Below are 13,664 nucleotides of genomic sequence, written 5' to 3' on the forward strand. Positions count from 1 at the left end.
CGGAGCGCTCAGCGGCGCTCGGCCGTCTCGTGCCGGGCCGTCGGGGAGGCCGGTCCGGCGTCCGTGGCTCTGGCCGGGCCCGCGTTGGCCGCGGTGATCAGGGCCGTCACGGCCAGGACCGCCGCGGCGACGGCCCTGACGTAGGGCGCGGAAGGGCGTGCGGATGTGCGTCCGGGCACGGCTACCTCGCAACGTCGGCGACTGCGATACTCACGTCAGCCAGCTATTAAGCATGCTTAACTCGCCGTTTAACCTAGGGGCTGAGATAGTCCAACGGCAAGAGGCACAGGGGTAGTTGGGGGAGTCGGGCGTGGGAGAGCGGGACGAGCCGGAGGTCGTGGGTCGCCGGGTGCAGCGATTGCGGGTCGAACGGGGGCTGACACAGCGGCAGTTGGCAGAGCCGACCTACACTCCCGCCTATGTCTCGACGCTGGAGGCCGGCCGGGTACGGCCCTCCGACGAGGCGCTCAAACACATCGCCGAGCGGCTCGGCGTCGACTTCGAGGAGCTGGCGACCGGCCGGCCCGCCAGCCTCGTCACCGACCTGCGGCTGCGTCTCACCGAGGCGCAGCGGGCGCTGGCCACCGGGGCGGCCGAGGAGGCGTCCCTCCTGTACACCGGGCTGCTCGCGGAGGCACAGGGGCACGGGCTGGCGGAGGAGCAGGCGACCGCGCTGCTCGGCCTCGGGGAGTGCGGGATCGACACGGGCGACCTGGACACGGCCCTGCGCTGCTTCGAGCGCGCCGAGGCCGCTCTCGCGGACGCGCCGCTCCCCGCGCGCGTCCCCGCCCTGCGCGGCCGCGCGGTCGCCCACTACCTCGCCGGTGAACTGCGTTACGCCGTCTACCTGCTGGAGTCGACGCTCGACGAGCTGAACCGGGGCGGACTGCACGACCCCGACGCGCTGCTCCTCCTCTACGCCTCCGTCATCGGCCCGTACATGGACATGGGCGCCCAGGCCCGTGCCGCGCAGGCCGCCGAGTTCGCCCTCGCCCTCGCGCCCCAGGTCGGCGACCCGGCCCTGGTCGCCCGCATGCACCGGTCCGTCGCCCGCACGCTGCTCGCCGAGGGCCGCCTCGCGGAGGCCGACGCCTCGCTGGCCAAGGCGTCCGAGCTGTACCGACAGCTCCAGCTCCGTACGGAACTCGCCAACTGCCACTGGATGCGCGGCTACGTCTACGCCCAGAACGGCGAACTGGAGCGTGCCGAGGACGAGTTGAAGCAGGCCCAGGCCATGCTCTCCGCACAGCGCGCCGCCCTCTACAGCAGTCAGGTCGCCGTCGAGCTGGCCGACGTACTGCACCGGCGGGGCAAGTCGGAGGAGGCTGCCGCGCTGCTGCACACCGTCCTCGGGGAACTGTCGCCCGAGCGCGGCGCCGTGCACTCCGCGGGGGCGCACCGGCTGCTCGGGATCATCGCCGAGGACGCCCGGGACACGGAGGCGGCGGAGGAGCACTACGTGCGTGCTCTGAGCCTGCTGGAGCGGGCGGGGGCGGCGGGGGATCTCGCCGATCTCTGCCGGATGCTGGGGGATCTGCTGCGGCGTACGGGGCGGGTGGAGGCGGCCCTGGACGCGTACCGCACGGGGCTCGGGCACCGTACGGCGCCGGGGACGACGACGCTGGGACCGGCGCCCGCGCAGCCGCCGCTGTAGCCCTCGAACGCCGTCCTCGAACGCCGGCCGGGTCGGAGGCGGCCGGGCCGGCAGGGGGCCGGGCCGGTCGGGGGCGGACGGCTGTCACAGCATTCTCTTGGGAAAGTGGACGGTCGGGCACAGCCGCCGCCGTTAGCTTGCGGGGCGTGGAGAACCAACGGACTGTGGCCGACGGCCTGCGGGTCGTCGTGCGCGCGTCCGTGTACGCCGTGCTCGGCGGTGCCGCGCTCGTCGCCATCGCGACCGTCGTGTCCGTCCTCGGGCCGCTGCTCGCGCTCGACCTGTACACCCCGCCGGTGGCCGCCTGGTGGACGGTGTTCACCGCCGTCGCCGTCCAGGGGGTGCCCTTCCTCCTGCTCGGGACGGTCGTCTCGGCGGCGATCGGCGCGTTCGTGCCGGAGCGGGTGTTCCGGCGGCTCCTGCCGCGCAGCCCCGCGCTCGCCGTGCCGGTGGCCGGGATCGCCGGGGCCGTGCTGCCCGGCTGCGAGTGCGCCTCCGTACCGGTGGCCGGCAGCCTGATGCGGCGCGGGGTCGCCCCGGCGGCCGCCCTCGCCTTCCTGCTCTCCGCGCCCGCGATCAACCCGGTGGTGCTCGTCGCGACCTCCATCGCCTTCCCCGGGCAGCCGAAGATGGTCCTGGCCCGGCTGCTCGCCTCGCTCGGCACGGCCGTGGTGATGGGCTGGCTGTGGGCGCGGTTCGGGAAGGAGAAGTGGCTGCGGCTGCCGGGGCGCGGCACCCCGTCGGCCCACGCCACCGGCCCCCGCGCCTTCCTCACCGGCCTTCAGCACGACTTCCTGCACGCGGGCGGCTTCCTGGTGCTGGGCGCGGCCGCCGCGGCGACCTTCAACATCGCCGTCCCGCGCTCGGTCCTCGACGTCTTCACCGGGTCGCCCTGGCTCGCGGTGCCGCTGCTGGCCGTACTGGCCGTCGTGCTGTGCGTGTGCAGCGAGGCCGACGCGTTCGTCGCCGCTTCCCTGAGCGCCTTCCCGCCCACCGCGCGGCTGGCGTTCATGGTGGTGGGCCCGATGGTGGACCTGAAGCTGCTCGCCCTCCAGGCGGGCACCTTCGGCCGGTCCTTCGCCGTCCGGTTCACGTCGGCGACCTGGGTGGTGGCCGTGGCCGCCAGTGTTCTCGTGGGGTGGTGGCTGCTGTGAAGCGGTACGGACCGGCGGCGCTGCTCCTCCTGACGGGCGGCGCGGTCCTGCGGATCACGCTCTTCAGCGACCTGTACCTGCGCTACGTGCAGGCGGGCCTGCGGCCCTACCTGATCGTGTCCGGGGCCGCGCTGGTCCTGCTGGGTGCCGTGACGGCGATCCTGCGCCACCGCACGCCCAGCCACGACGAGGAAGCCGGCCATGGGGAAGCGGACCAGGGGGACGCCCGCCATGGGGACGCCGACCATGGGGACGACGACGGGTACGCCGGTCACGACGGGTCTGGGCACGGCGGTCACGACGGGCACTCCCATGGCCCCGCCGGACCCCGGGTCGCCTGGCTGCTCACCCTCCCCGCGCTCGCGCTCCTCCTCTTCCCGCCCCCGGCGCTCGGCTCCTACAGCGCCGGCCGCGAGGCCGCCCAGCGGGCCGCGCAGGGCATCGGCGCCTTCCCGGCGCTCCCGGCGGGGAACCCGGTCGAGCTGACGGTCGCCGAGTTCAGCTCGCGCGCGATCTACGACAGCGGACGCTCGCTGACGGGCCGTACGGTCCGCATGACCGGCTTCGTCACCCACGGCGACGACGGCACCTGGTACGTCACCCGCCTCGTCGTGACCTGCTGCGCCGCCGACGCCACCACCGGCAAGGTCGAGATCCGGGACGCGGACGACGACGCCCTGCCCGCCGACACCTGGGTCACCGTCACCGGCACCTGGCGTCCGAAGGGCAGGCTCGGCTCCGACGCGGCCTGGCCGCCGGTCCTGGACGCGGCCGAGGTCACGCGGGTGCGACAGCCGGCGGATCCGTACGAGAAGCCGTGACCGGGACAGGTTCCCCCGGTGGGCGAGGGGTACCCGGCGCATCACGAGAGGTGAGCCGTCCCGTCCACGGAGGTGATGGCACGTGATGACCACGGGTCACCGGGATCGGGACCGGGTCGCCGAGGTCATCGCCGAGGAGACGCGGGGCGCGGGTCCGCGGGAGGTGCCGCAGCGGCTGTGCGACGCCGTGCTGAAGCTGCTGCCGGTGAGCGGCGCGAGCGTGTCACTGCGCGGCGACGGGATGCCGGTGCCGCTGAGCGCGAGCGGTGAGCAGGCCGCGCATGTGATGGAGTTGCAGGTCAGCCTGGGGGACGGGCCCTGTCTTGAGGCGGCCGAGACGGGTTCGGCGGTCTGCGCCGCGGACCTGATGTCGAGCCGGGACGCCTCCCGCTGGCCGGTGTTCGCCCAGCAGGCGGCGGCCCTCGGGGTGCGGTCGGTGTACGCGTTGCCGCTGGGCGACCGCGCGGTGTGCGTGGGCACCCTCGATCTCTACCGGGACGTGTCCGGCGAGCTCGCCGCCGACGAGGTCCGCAGGGCGCGGGTGGTGGCCGAGGTCGTGACGGAGGCACTGGTGGCGCTGCCCCGGGCCGAGCCGGACGACCCGGACGACGTGGGCGGCTGGCTCAGCCCGCTGGCCACCGACCACGACGATGTGTACCGGGCGGTGGGGATGGTGATGGCCCAACTGGGCGTCGCCGCGGACGAGGCACTGTCGTTGCTGCGCGGCCACGCCTTCGCGAAGAGCCGTACGGTGCTGGAAGTGGCCCACGAGGTGGTCGCCCTGCGGACGCGCTTCGACGACCTGCCCCTCTGAACCCGCTCCCGCACGCACCCACCGGGCCCCGCGCCTCGGGCCGGCCCCGTGCTCGGGCCGGCCCCGTGCCTCGGGCCGGACCCGCGCCTCGGACCGGCCCTGCGCCTCGGACCTGACCCGCGGACCTGCGCCCCGGACCTGAACCTGACCCTGACCCTGATCCTCAGACCTGCACCTTTCCCTGCTGTCTGACGTCGGCCAGCCGCCGGACGCCGAGCTGGACGGCCGCCTGGGTCGCCGCGTTCGGCGCGTCGTTCAGACCGCCGTTGGTGAGGGCGAAGGCGTCCTCCCCGGCCCGGACGGCGGCGACGTCCAGGGTGAGGGCGGTCGGGTCGCCGCCGGGGTTCTCCTCGGCCGTCGCCCAGATCGTCAGGGTCACGCGCAGGCCCTGGCGGACGTCGCCCACCTCCGGCAGCGGCAGCTCGGAGACCTGCGCGTCCAGCACGGTGTCGCCGGTCGCCTTGGCCGTGAACCGGGCGCACTTCTGCGGCATCGTCCTGAGCCAGGCCAGCCTGGCGTCGACGTCCTTCGGACGGCTGCCGCTGAGCTGGTAGCGGAGCTGGGCGCCGGCGTCCGGGTCGTCGAGTCCGACGACCGCGCGGGCCGGCCCGCCGAGCAGCTCGTCGGCGTAGAGGGCGTCGAGCAGTTTCTGGCAGTCGGGGGTGGAGGTGGTCGCCTTGAGCATGCCGTCCCGCCAGGTGGCGGCGCCGTGGGTCGGGGTCCAGGGCGCGCCGAGGTCGGTGTCGGTGATGAGGGCGGCGCGCGCCTGCGCCTCGGTGAGGACGGGTGAGGTGGTCGGCGCCGTGGGCCTGGCCGAGGACCGCTCCACGGTCGGCGTGGCCGGGTCGGCGGTCGGCGGATGCTCCAGACCGAGGGTGGCGCAGCCGCTGGTGAGGGTGGCGACGGTGACGAGGAGGAGTGTGGAGGCCAGGAGGGCGGGACGGGCCATCGGGGTGCCTCCAGGGGTGCGCGCGGGTGCCTCCTCTCACGGCAACACCGGTGCCCCGAGCCGACCAGCGCGGCGGGCCGTACGGGTTACCGGCGTTGCTGCGGGCGGGTGGCGGGGCGGGCGGGCTCCGGGCGGAGCGCGCCGACCGGACCGCGGCGGGCCCGGGGCTCGGGTCCGGGGCTCGGGTCCGGGCGGCGCGGCCGGTGCGGTACCGGGCGGGCAGCGGGCGGCCCAGGGCGACCTGGCCGCCGTCCGGCTGCGCGACGGCCGTCGCCCGGGCGCGCCGCCCGCCGACGAGCCGCTCCGCCGGATCGGGGACCGGGCGCCGGCACGCGGGACCGGACTGTGGGGGCGAACGCCCCCGCATAGGGTCGGTGGCGACGGAGACCGTGGTGCGGAAGGAGTCCCGAAGGTGACCGAGCAGCCCATCCCCGTGATCATCGACTGCGACACGGGTGTCGACGACGCCCTCGCCCTGCTGTTCGCCGTACGCCATCCCGGCCTGGACGTGCGGGCGGTGACGTGCGTGGCCGGGAACACGGACGTGGACGGCGTGGTCCGCAACACGCTGACCGTGCTGGAGTACGCGGGCGCCGGGGACATCCCGGTCGCCCGGGGCGCCGAGCGGCCGCTGATCGAGCCGGTCCGCACGGCGGGGCATGTGCACGGGCGGGACGGCATGGGCGACCTGGGTCTGCCCGCCCCGACCCGACGGCCGGTCGACGTGGACGCGGTCGCCTTGCTGCGCCGGGAGATCCTCGCCTCCCCGCGCCCGGTCACCCTCGTCCCCACGGCCCCGCTGACGAACATCGCGCTGCTGCTGCGCACCCACCCCGAGGTGACCCGCAACATCGAGCGGATCGTGTTCATGGGCGGCGCGGTGACGACCGGGAACGCCACGCCGGTCGCGGAGTTCAACGTGTGGCACGACCCGGAGGCGGCCGCGATCCTGCTCACCGCGGGTGTGCCGATCACCATGTACGGCCTGGACGTCTTCAAGCGGGTGCTGGTGCCGGCGGCGGACGTGGCGCGGCTGCGGGCGAGTCCCGAGCCCCGTCTCCGGCTGGCCGGCGAACTCCTCGCCCACCGCGACCCGGCCACCTCGGGCGACCCCACACCCACCGGCGGTCTCGGCGACGCGGGCGCGGTCTGCGCGGTGGCCGACCCGGCGGGTCTGACCACCGGGCTCCTCCCGGTGGAGGTCTCGCTGGCCCCCGGTCCGGCCCGCGGCCAGACGGTCGTCGACCGCCGCCCGCGCCCCGGCGAGTCCGAGATCCACGAGGGCGCACGCGAACAGACCCTCGTGGACGTGGCGTTGGACGTGGACGTGGAGCGCTACGTGAAGCTGTGGCTGACGACACTGGAAAGCTAGCCCCGCCAAACAGCCCGAGCCCGCAGGCAGCCCAAGCCCTGGCAGGCAGCTCAAGCCCCGCGGTCCCGTAAGCCCGCAGTCCCGCAGGCAGTTCAAGCCCCAGCAGGCAACCCAAGCCCCGCAGGCAACCCAAGCCCCGCAGGCAACCCAAGCCCCGCAGTCCCGAAAGCCCGCAGTCCCGTAAGCCTCTCAAGGCAGAACGCGGGCCCGGGGACATGGTCCCCGGGCCCGCGTCACATCGGCCGAGCCGGCCCCTCGGCCCCTCGGCCCCTCGGTCACTCGGCCGCGTAGGCCGCTCGACCGCTTCAGCCGCGCAGCGCCTTGCGGCGGCGGGTCGCGACGACGATCGCCGCGCCGCCCGCCAGCAGCGCGGCCGCGCCGCCCGCGATCAGCGGGGTGTTGCTGTCCGCACCGGTCTCGGCGAGGTCGCCGCCACCGCCGTTCGGCGTGGGGGCCGGCGCGCTGGTCGACTCGGACGCGGACGGCGTCGGCGTGCTCGACTCCGACTCCGGCGCGGACGGCGACGGAGACGTGCTCCCGGGCGCCGACTCGGAAGGCTCCGACGGCTTCGACGGCTCGGCCGGGGTCGAGGCGGACGGCGACGGCGACGAGCTGCCCCCGGCCGGCGGGGACGCCGGCGGCTGCTCGGTGACCGTGCAGTCCTTCGTGCCGCCGTTCCAGGCCGCGATCAGCTTGTCCTTGATGACCGGACGGTCCGGCCCCTTGGGCAGGTCCCCGTGGACGAACCCGTCCTTCGCGTCGAGCTTGCCGTCGAACTTGACCGCGCCGCGGTAGAGGTCGATCTGCGCGAAGCAGCCCGCGTCGGGTACGGAGATGTCGAGGGTGTCGGTCTGGCCGGGCTTGACCGTCACGCTGTCGAAGTCGACGAAGACCTGCTCGCCGGAGGTGCCGAAGCTGGCGCCGTGGGCGAGGTAGGAGGCGAGGGAGGCGGTGCACGTCGACGCGTCGCCGGCCGCGCGGACCTTGACGTGGATCTTGCCGTCCTCGGTCGGCTTGAGGGTCTGGTCGTCGACCTTGACCGACTTGTAGAAGTGCGTGCCGTCGAGCGAGAACTCGCAGCGGTCGGTCCCCGTCTCGGTGCCCGCGCCGGTCCCCGGCTGGTACTGGCCGCCGGACTTCCAGCCGTCGCCACCGGGTGTGCCGGTGCCGGCGAAGGCGCCGGAGGCGGCGGCGACGGAGGCGGCGCACAGGGTGAGCGAAGCGGCGCCCGTCCCCAGCAGGCGGCGCACGGTGACACGTCTCGCTATGGACATGCGTATCCCATTCTTGGCGAGTGCCAGGACTGATCGGCCAGAGCTGAATGGCCGGGGCTGATTGGTCAGATCAGAAGAAGAAACACCAGGCCCTCCGGTCACAGGGGCCACAGCGTGGGCCCATCGTCGTGCGGACCACAGACCGCTGTCAACCTGCGTCAAACCTCAGGGAGTTCAAGGTTCCGTCACATCTCCCTCACGTGCGGAATGATCCACTCCGAACGGCTCGCACGTTCACTTTCCGGGCACAATGGACAGACTTCCGCTCATGACCGACTTCTCCTCCCACCGCCCCGACTGGTGGCGCCAAGCCGTCGTCTACCAGGTCTATCCGCGCAGTTTCGCCGACGCGGACGGCGATGGCCTCGGGGACCTGCGAGGCATCACCGACCGGCTGTCCCACCTGGCCGGCCTCGGCGTGGACGCCCTCTGGCTCTCCCCCTTCTACCCGTCCGAGCTCGCCGACGGCGGCTACGACCTCGCCGACCACCGGGACGTGGACCCGCGCCTGGGTTCCCTGGCGGACTTCGACGCGCTGGCCGCCGAGGCCCACCGCCTCGGTCTGAAGGTGATCGTCGACCTCGTCCCCAACCACACCTCCCACCAGCACCACTGGTTCCAGGAGGCGCTGGCCGCGGGCCCCGGCTCCCCCGCCCGCGAGCGCTACGTCTTCCGCGACGGACGCGGCCCGGGCGGTGAACTCCCGCCCACCGACTGGCAGTCGGTCTTCGGCGGCAGCGCCTGGCAGCGCGTCCCCGACGGCCAGTGGTACCTGCACCTCTTCGCCCGTGAGCAGCCCGACCTGAACTGGGGCCACGAGGAGATCCGCGAGGACTTCCGCACCACCCTGCGCTTCTGGTCCGACCGGGGCGTCGACGGCTTCCGCGTGGACGTGGCCCACGCCCTCGCCAAGGACCTCGCCGAACCCCTCCGTGACCTGGGCACACCGGAACTCGTGGGCGAGGAAGCCCTCGACCGACTGCCTCCCGGCACCCACCCCTTCTACGACCGCGACGAGGTCCACGAGATCTACCGCGACTGGCGCCGCGTCCTCGACTCCTACAGCCCGCCCCGCACGGCGGTCGCCGAGGCCTGGGTCCCGGGCGCCCGCCGGGCCCTCTACGCCCGCCCCGAGGAGCTGAACCAGGCGTTCAACTTCGAGTATCTCCAGGCGGGCTGGGACGCCGAGGCGATCCGTACGGTCGTCGCCGACTCCCTGGCCACCGCCCGCGCGGTCGGCGCCTCGGCCACCTGGGTGCTGTCCAACCACGACGTCCTGCGCCACGCCTCCCGTCTCATGCTGCCGCCGGGCACGGACGACAACGCCTGGCTCCTCTCGGGCGGCCACGCCCCGCGCGTCGACGAGGCGGCCGGCCTGCGCCGGGCCCGCGCGGCGACGCTGCTGATGCTGGCGCTGCCGGGATCCTCGTACGTCTACCAGGGCGAGGAGCTGGGCCTGCCCGAGGTCGCCGACCTGCCCGTGGAGGTGCTCCAGGACCCGCTCTGGGAGCAGACGGGCCGCGTCCGCAAGGGCCGCGACGGCTGCCGGGTGCCGCTGCCGTGGACGACGGCGGGGGCGTCGTACGGCTTCGGCGCGGCCGGTGCCTGGCTGCCGCAGCCGCCGTACTTCGCGCGGTACGCCGTCGAGGCCCAGGAGGGGGTGCAGGGCTCCACCCTGGAGCTCTACCGCACGGCCCTGCGCCTGCGCCGCAAGCTGCTCGACGGCGAGGAGCTCGGCTGGCTGCGCGACGACACCCCGCCGGGCGTGCTGGCGTTCGCCCGCCACGACGGCTGGCGGTGCGTCACCAACCTGTCGGACGGGCCGGTGCCGCTGCCGCCGGGGGAGGTGCTGCTGAGCAGCGTTCCCCTCGACGACGACGGGCGGCTGGGCCCGGACACGACGGTCTGGCTGGCCTAGCGACCCGTGGTGGTTCCGGCCGGGCGCTCGGGGCGGGCCGAAGTGGAAGTGAAACATTCCGGTCCGCGCACCTCGTCTGTTGAGAGTGAGGCACATGGTTTCTCGTGTGCCGGAATTGCCTCTCCGAGGAGGACAGTTGCGCGGACAGTCACACGGAAGACAGCACGGACCCGGCAAGGCCGCCCTGGCGGCGGCGCTCGCGCTGGTCGCGGGAACGGCCGGCGCACTGCCGGCCGCCGCCGCCCCCGTCGCCCCGGCCGCGACCGGGGCGGCCGGGGCGGCCGGGGCGGCCGGCGCCGCGGGGACGGGCGCCGCCGCCCCCGCGACCCACTGGATCACCCTGATCACGGGTGACCGGGTGGGTGTGAGCGCGGCGGGCGAGCCGGTCCGGATCGTGCCCGGCGAGGGCCGCGAGAAGATACCCGTCAGGATCGAGAGGACCGAGGAACACACCCTGGTCCTCCCGCTCGACGCCCGGCCGCTGCTGGACACGGGCCAGGTCGACGAGCGGCTGTTCGACATCGGGGAACTCGACGCCGCCGCGTACCGCGAGCGCCACACGGCGGGTACCGGACTGATCGTCAGCTACCGCGGGTCGACCTCGGGCGCTGCCGCCGTGCGGGCGGCCCGGAGCCTGAAGTCCGCGTTGCGCGCGGACGGCGAGGCCAAGGTCCGCCGCTCGCTCCCCCGGATCGGCGCCGAGGCGCTCACCGTGCCCGACGCCTCGGCGGGAGACGTCTGGAAGACCCTGACCCGGCCCTCCGGCACGGCCCGCACCGGCCGGCGCGCCGCCGACCCCGGCCTGCGGCGGATCTCCCTCGACGGGGTGCGCCGGGCGAGCCTCGACAAGAGCACGGCGCAGATCGGTGTGCCCGCCGCCCGGCAGGCCGGCTACGACGGCCAGGGGGTGCGGATCGCGGTCCTGGACACCGGAGTCGACGAGACGCACCCCGACCTCCAGGGCCGGCAGGAGGCCGAGCGGAACTTCTCCGCCTCGCCCGACACCAAGGACCGCTTCGGCCACGGCACCCATGTGGCATCCATCGCGGCCGGTACCGGAGCGAAGTCCGGCGGCACCTACGAGGGGGTCGCCCCGGGCGCCCGCATCCTCGACGGCAAGGTGCTCGACGACGACGGATACGGCAGTGAGTCCGACATCGTCGCCGGCCTGGAATGGGCGGCCGCCCAGAACGCCGACATCGTCAACCTCAGTCTGGGCGTCCAGGACCGGCCCGGCGTCGACCTGGTGGAAGAGGCCGTCAACCGGCTCTCGGCCGAGCGCGGTCTGCTCGTCGTGGCCGCCGCGGGCAACGAGGGCCCGGACGCGGGCACGGTCTCCTCGCCCGCCAGTGCCGAGAAGGCCCTGGCGGTGGGCGCGGTCGACGCGAACGACGTCGTCGCGTCCTTCTCCAGCCGTGGTCCGACCACCGACAACCTCGTGGTCAAGCCGGACATCACGGCGCCCGGAGTGGACATCACCGCGGCCGTCGCGCCCGGCAGCGTCATAGCCCGGGAGGCCGGCGAGCAGCCGCCCGGATACGCCACGATCTCGGGCACGTCCATGGCCACCCCGCATGTGGCGGGCGCGGCGGCGCTGCTCAAGCAGCAGCATCCCGGCTGGAAGGGCGCGGAGCTCAAGGCCGCGCTGGTGGCCGGCGCCCGGCCGGCCGGCGCGGGCCCGTTCGCGGAGGGCGGCGGTCGTGTCGACGTCGCCGCGGCCGTCGGACAGACGGTCGTCTCCGAGCCCACCTCGGTGGCGTTCGCGCGGCAGGCCTACCCCCACACGGACGACGCACCCGTCACGAAGCAGCTCACCTACCGCAACCTCGGCAGCGAGCCGGTCACCCTCGACCTGTCGGCGGCGGCCGTCGGACCGGGCGGAAAGCCCGCCCCGGCGGACATGTTCACGCTCGGCGCCCAGCGGCTGACCGTCCCCGCGAACGGGACCGCCACCGTCGGTCTGACGGCCGACACCCGGCTCGGCGGCGACGCCGACGGCGTGTACACCGCGACCGTGACGGCCCAGGGAACGGGCCAGGCCGTCCGGACGACGGCGGTCGTCGAGCGTGAGGTGGAGACGTACGAGGTGACGGTGCGGCACCTCGGCACGGACGGCGGGCCGACCGCCGACTACTGGCCCTCGCTGTACGGGCTCACGGGCCTCGGCGTCGCGGGCCGCGACTATGCGAAGTGGACCGGGAGCGACGCCTACACGGCACGTCTGCCGAAGGGCGTCTACTTCCTCGACGCGACGATCACCGACGCGGACGGGACGGACAGCCGCATCACCGCACCCCACTTCGAGGTCACCGAGGACACGACGGTCACGCTGGACGCGCGTACCGCGAAGCCGATCGACATCAAAGGCCCCGATCCGGCCGCGGAACGGGTGTACGCCGAGATGTTCACCGAGCTGACCACCCCCGATTTCAACACCTCGACCGGCATGGCCGGTACGTCCTTCACGACCCTGCGCAGCGCCCAGCTCGGTCCGGACTTCTCGACCGAGGGCACCCTCTACCAGGAGTTCAACGCACTCGACATCAACGATACGAAGGAGTACCGCTACTCCTACGGCGGCAAGGTGAACCGGCTGGCCACCGGGTTCGCACGTACGGCCGAGCCCACCGAGATGGCGAGGATCAGCACCGCGCTGGGGGCCACGGTCACCGGCAGGCAGGGGATGCTCTACGCCCGACCGGTCGTCCCGGACGTCTTCGGTTCCATCAACAGCCCCGGGGTCGTAAGGCCGTTGCCCGTGCCGACGACGACGTACGTGACGACGGAGGGCAACGACTGGTTCATCGGGCTGGAGCAGTACGACGACACGGGGAGCTACCCCGAGCTGTCGCACAGCACGGGGGTACAGCACTACGAGGCCGGCCGGTCGTACGGTCGTGATCTGGGCACGGGGGTCTTCGGCCCCGGGCTGGAACCCGTCGAGGGCGTCTCCCGCAACGGTGACGCCGTCACCGGATGCCTCACCCCCTTCCGGGACGGCACCGGCAACGGGAGCTACGCGAACGACGACACCCTCACGGCCACGCTGTACCGGGACGGGGTCGAGGTGGCTTCCACGCCGGACCTCCTGGGCTGCTGGAACGCGGTCACCGTCCCGGCGGAGCCCGGTGACTTCCGGCTCATGGCGACCGCCACCCGCGGTGGTCCCGCCGCCGCGCCCACCGAGGTCTCGGCGGCCTGGACCTTCACCTCCGGGCACACCACCGCCGAGGAGGCGCTGCCGATCTCCGTGGTCCGCTTCACCCCGCGTCTCGGCCTCGACTCGACGGCCGAGGCCGGGGCGGTCGTCCGGGTGCCGGTGTCCGTGCTCGGCGCCGCCGCCGGGAAGAACCTCAGGTCGCTCACCGTCGAGGTCAGTTTTGACGGAACGGTCTGGGAGAAGGCGAAGGTGGGCAAGGGCGGCTTCCTGGTCCGCAACCCCGCGGCCGGCGGGAGCGTCTCGTTGCGCGCCCTCGTGGTCGACCGGCAGGGCAACACCCTGACCCAGACGATCACCAACGCCTACCGGGTCGGGTAGGGCGCCAGGGCGCCCGGGGCCACCCGGGAACCGAACCGCCGCACGGGCCGGGGGTGCCCGTGCGGTACCGGAGAGGGGGGGGGGGCGACGGGGGGGCGGGGGGGGGGGCGCGGGGGTGGAGAGCCGGGGGGTGCCGCGGGCGCGGGCCATCGGGGCGCGGCCCCCCGGGG

The 13,664-nt window shown here is 74.2% G+C and carries 10 protein-coding genes; 7 read left to right on the forward strand and 3 right to left on the reverse strand.

Features of this window, described 5'->3' with window-relative positions; genetic code table 11:
• Positions 1-8: 8 nt before the first annotated feature.
• Complete coding sequence (locus ABT070_RS42800; RefSeq protein WP_351768399.1) at positions 9-179, reverse strand: hypothetical protein; 171 nt, start codon at positions 177-179, stop codon at positions 9-11.
• Between the two features lie 131 nt (positions 180-310).
• On the opposite strand from ABT070_RS42800, the gene ABT070_RS42805 reads away from it, so the two are divergent.
• From ABT070_RS42805 to ABT070_RS42820, 4 genes are all read left to right on the forward strand, one after another.
• Complete coding sequence (locus ABT070_RS42805) at positions 311-1,654, forward strand: helix-turn-helix domain-containing protein (RefSeq protein WP_351768400.1); 1,344 nt, start codon at positions 311-313, stop codon at positions 1,652-1,654.
• Positions 1,655-1,800: 146 nt separating this feature from the next.
• On the forward strand, positions 1,801-2,808 hold the full coding sequence (locus ABT070_RS42810; RefSeq protein WP_351768401.1) for a permease: 1,008 nt from the start codon (positions 1,801-1,803) through the stop codon (positions 2,806-2,808).
• Positions 2,805-3,629, forward strand: a complete 825-nt coding sequence (locus ABT070_RS42815) for a TIGR03943 family putative permease subunit (protein ID WP_351768408.1) — start codon at positions 2,805-2,807, stop codon at positions 3,627-3,629. The genes ABT070_RS42810 and ABT070_RS42815 overlap by 4 nt, the downstream gene beginning before the upstream one ends.
• Before the next feature lie 85 nt (positions 3,630-3,714).
• Positions 3,715-4,443, forward strand: coding sequence for a GAF and ANTAR domain-containing protein (locus ABT070_RS42820; RefSeq protein WP_351768402.1), 729 nt, complete (start codon positions 3,715-3,717; stop codon positions 4,441-4,443).
• A gap of 163 nt (positions 4,444-4,606) precedes the next feature.
• Here ABT070_RS42820 and ABT070_RS42825 read toward each other — a convergent pair whose 3' ends face one another.
• A complete protein-coding gene (locus tag ABT070_RS42825; RefSeq protein ID WP_351768403.1) occupies positions 4,607-5,392 on the reverse strand; it encodes a hypothetical protein in 786 nt (261 codons plus the stop codon).
• A gap of 412 nt (positions 5,393-5,804) precedes the next feature.
• Between ABT070_RS42825 and ABT070_RS42830 the strand changes: the two genes are divergently transcribed.
• Positions 5,805-6,764 carry a nucleoside hydrolase gene (locus ABT070_RS42830; RefSeq protein WP_351768404.1) on the forward strand — a complete coding sequence of 320 codons (960 nt, stop codon included), beginning with the start codon at positions 5,805-5,807 and terminating at the stop codon, positions 6,762-6,764.
• A 305-nt stretch (positions 6,765-7,069) separates the two neighbouring features.
• On the opposite strand, the gene ABT070_RS42835 is transcribed toward ABT070_RS42830, so the two are convergent.
• Positions 7,070-8,038 (reverse strand): LAETG motif-containing sortase-dependent surface protein, encoded by a 969-nt coding sequence (locus tag ABT070_RS42835; protein ID WP_351768405.1) that lies wholly within the window; start codon positions 8,036-8,038, stop codon positions 7,070-7,072.
• Between the two features lie 268 nt (positions 8,039-8,306).
• Between ABT070_RS42835 and ABT070_RS42840 the strand changes: the two genes are divergently transcribed.
• Both ABT070_RS42840 and ABT070_RS42845 read left to right on the forward strand, forming a co-directional pair.
• A complete protein-coding gene (locus ABT070_RS42840; protein ID WP_351768406.1) occupies positions 8,307-9,956 on the forward strand; it encodes a glycoside hydrolase family 13 protein in 1,650 nt (549 codons plus the stop codon).
• Positions 9,957-10,092: 136 nt separating this feature from the next.
• On the forward strand, positions 10,093-13,494 hold the full coding sequence (locus ABT070_RS42845) for a S8 family peptidase (RefSeq protein WP_351768407.1): 3,402 nt from the start codon (positions 10,093-10,095) through the stop codon (positions 13,492-13,494).
• Positions 13,495-13,664: the final 170 nt, after the last annotated feature.

Source organism: Streptomyces sp. NPDC002884, assembly GCF_040295245.1.
Lineage (GTDB): Bacteria > Actinomycetota > Actinomycetes > Streptomycetales > Streptomycetaceae > Streptomyces.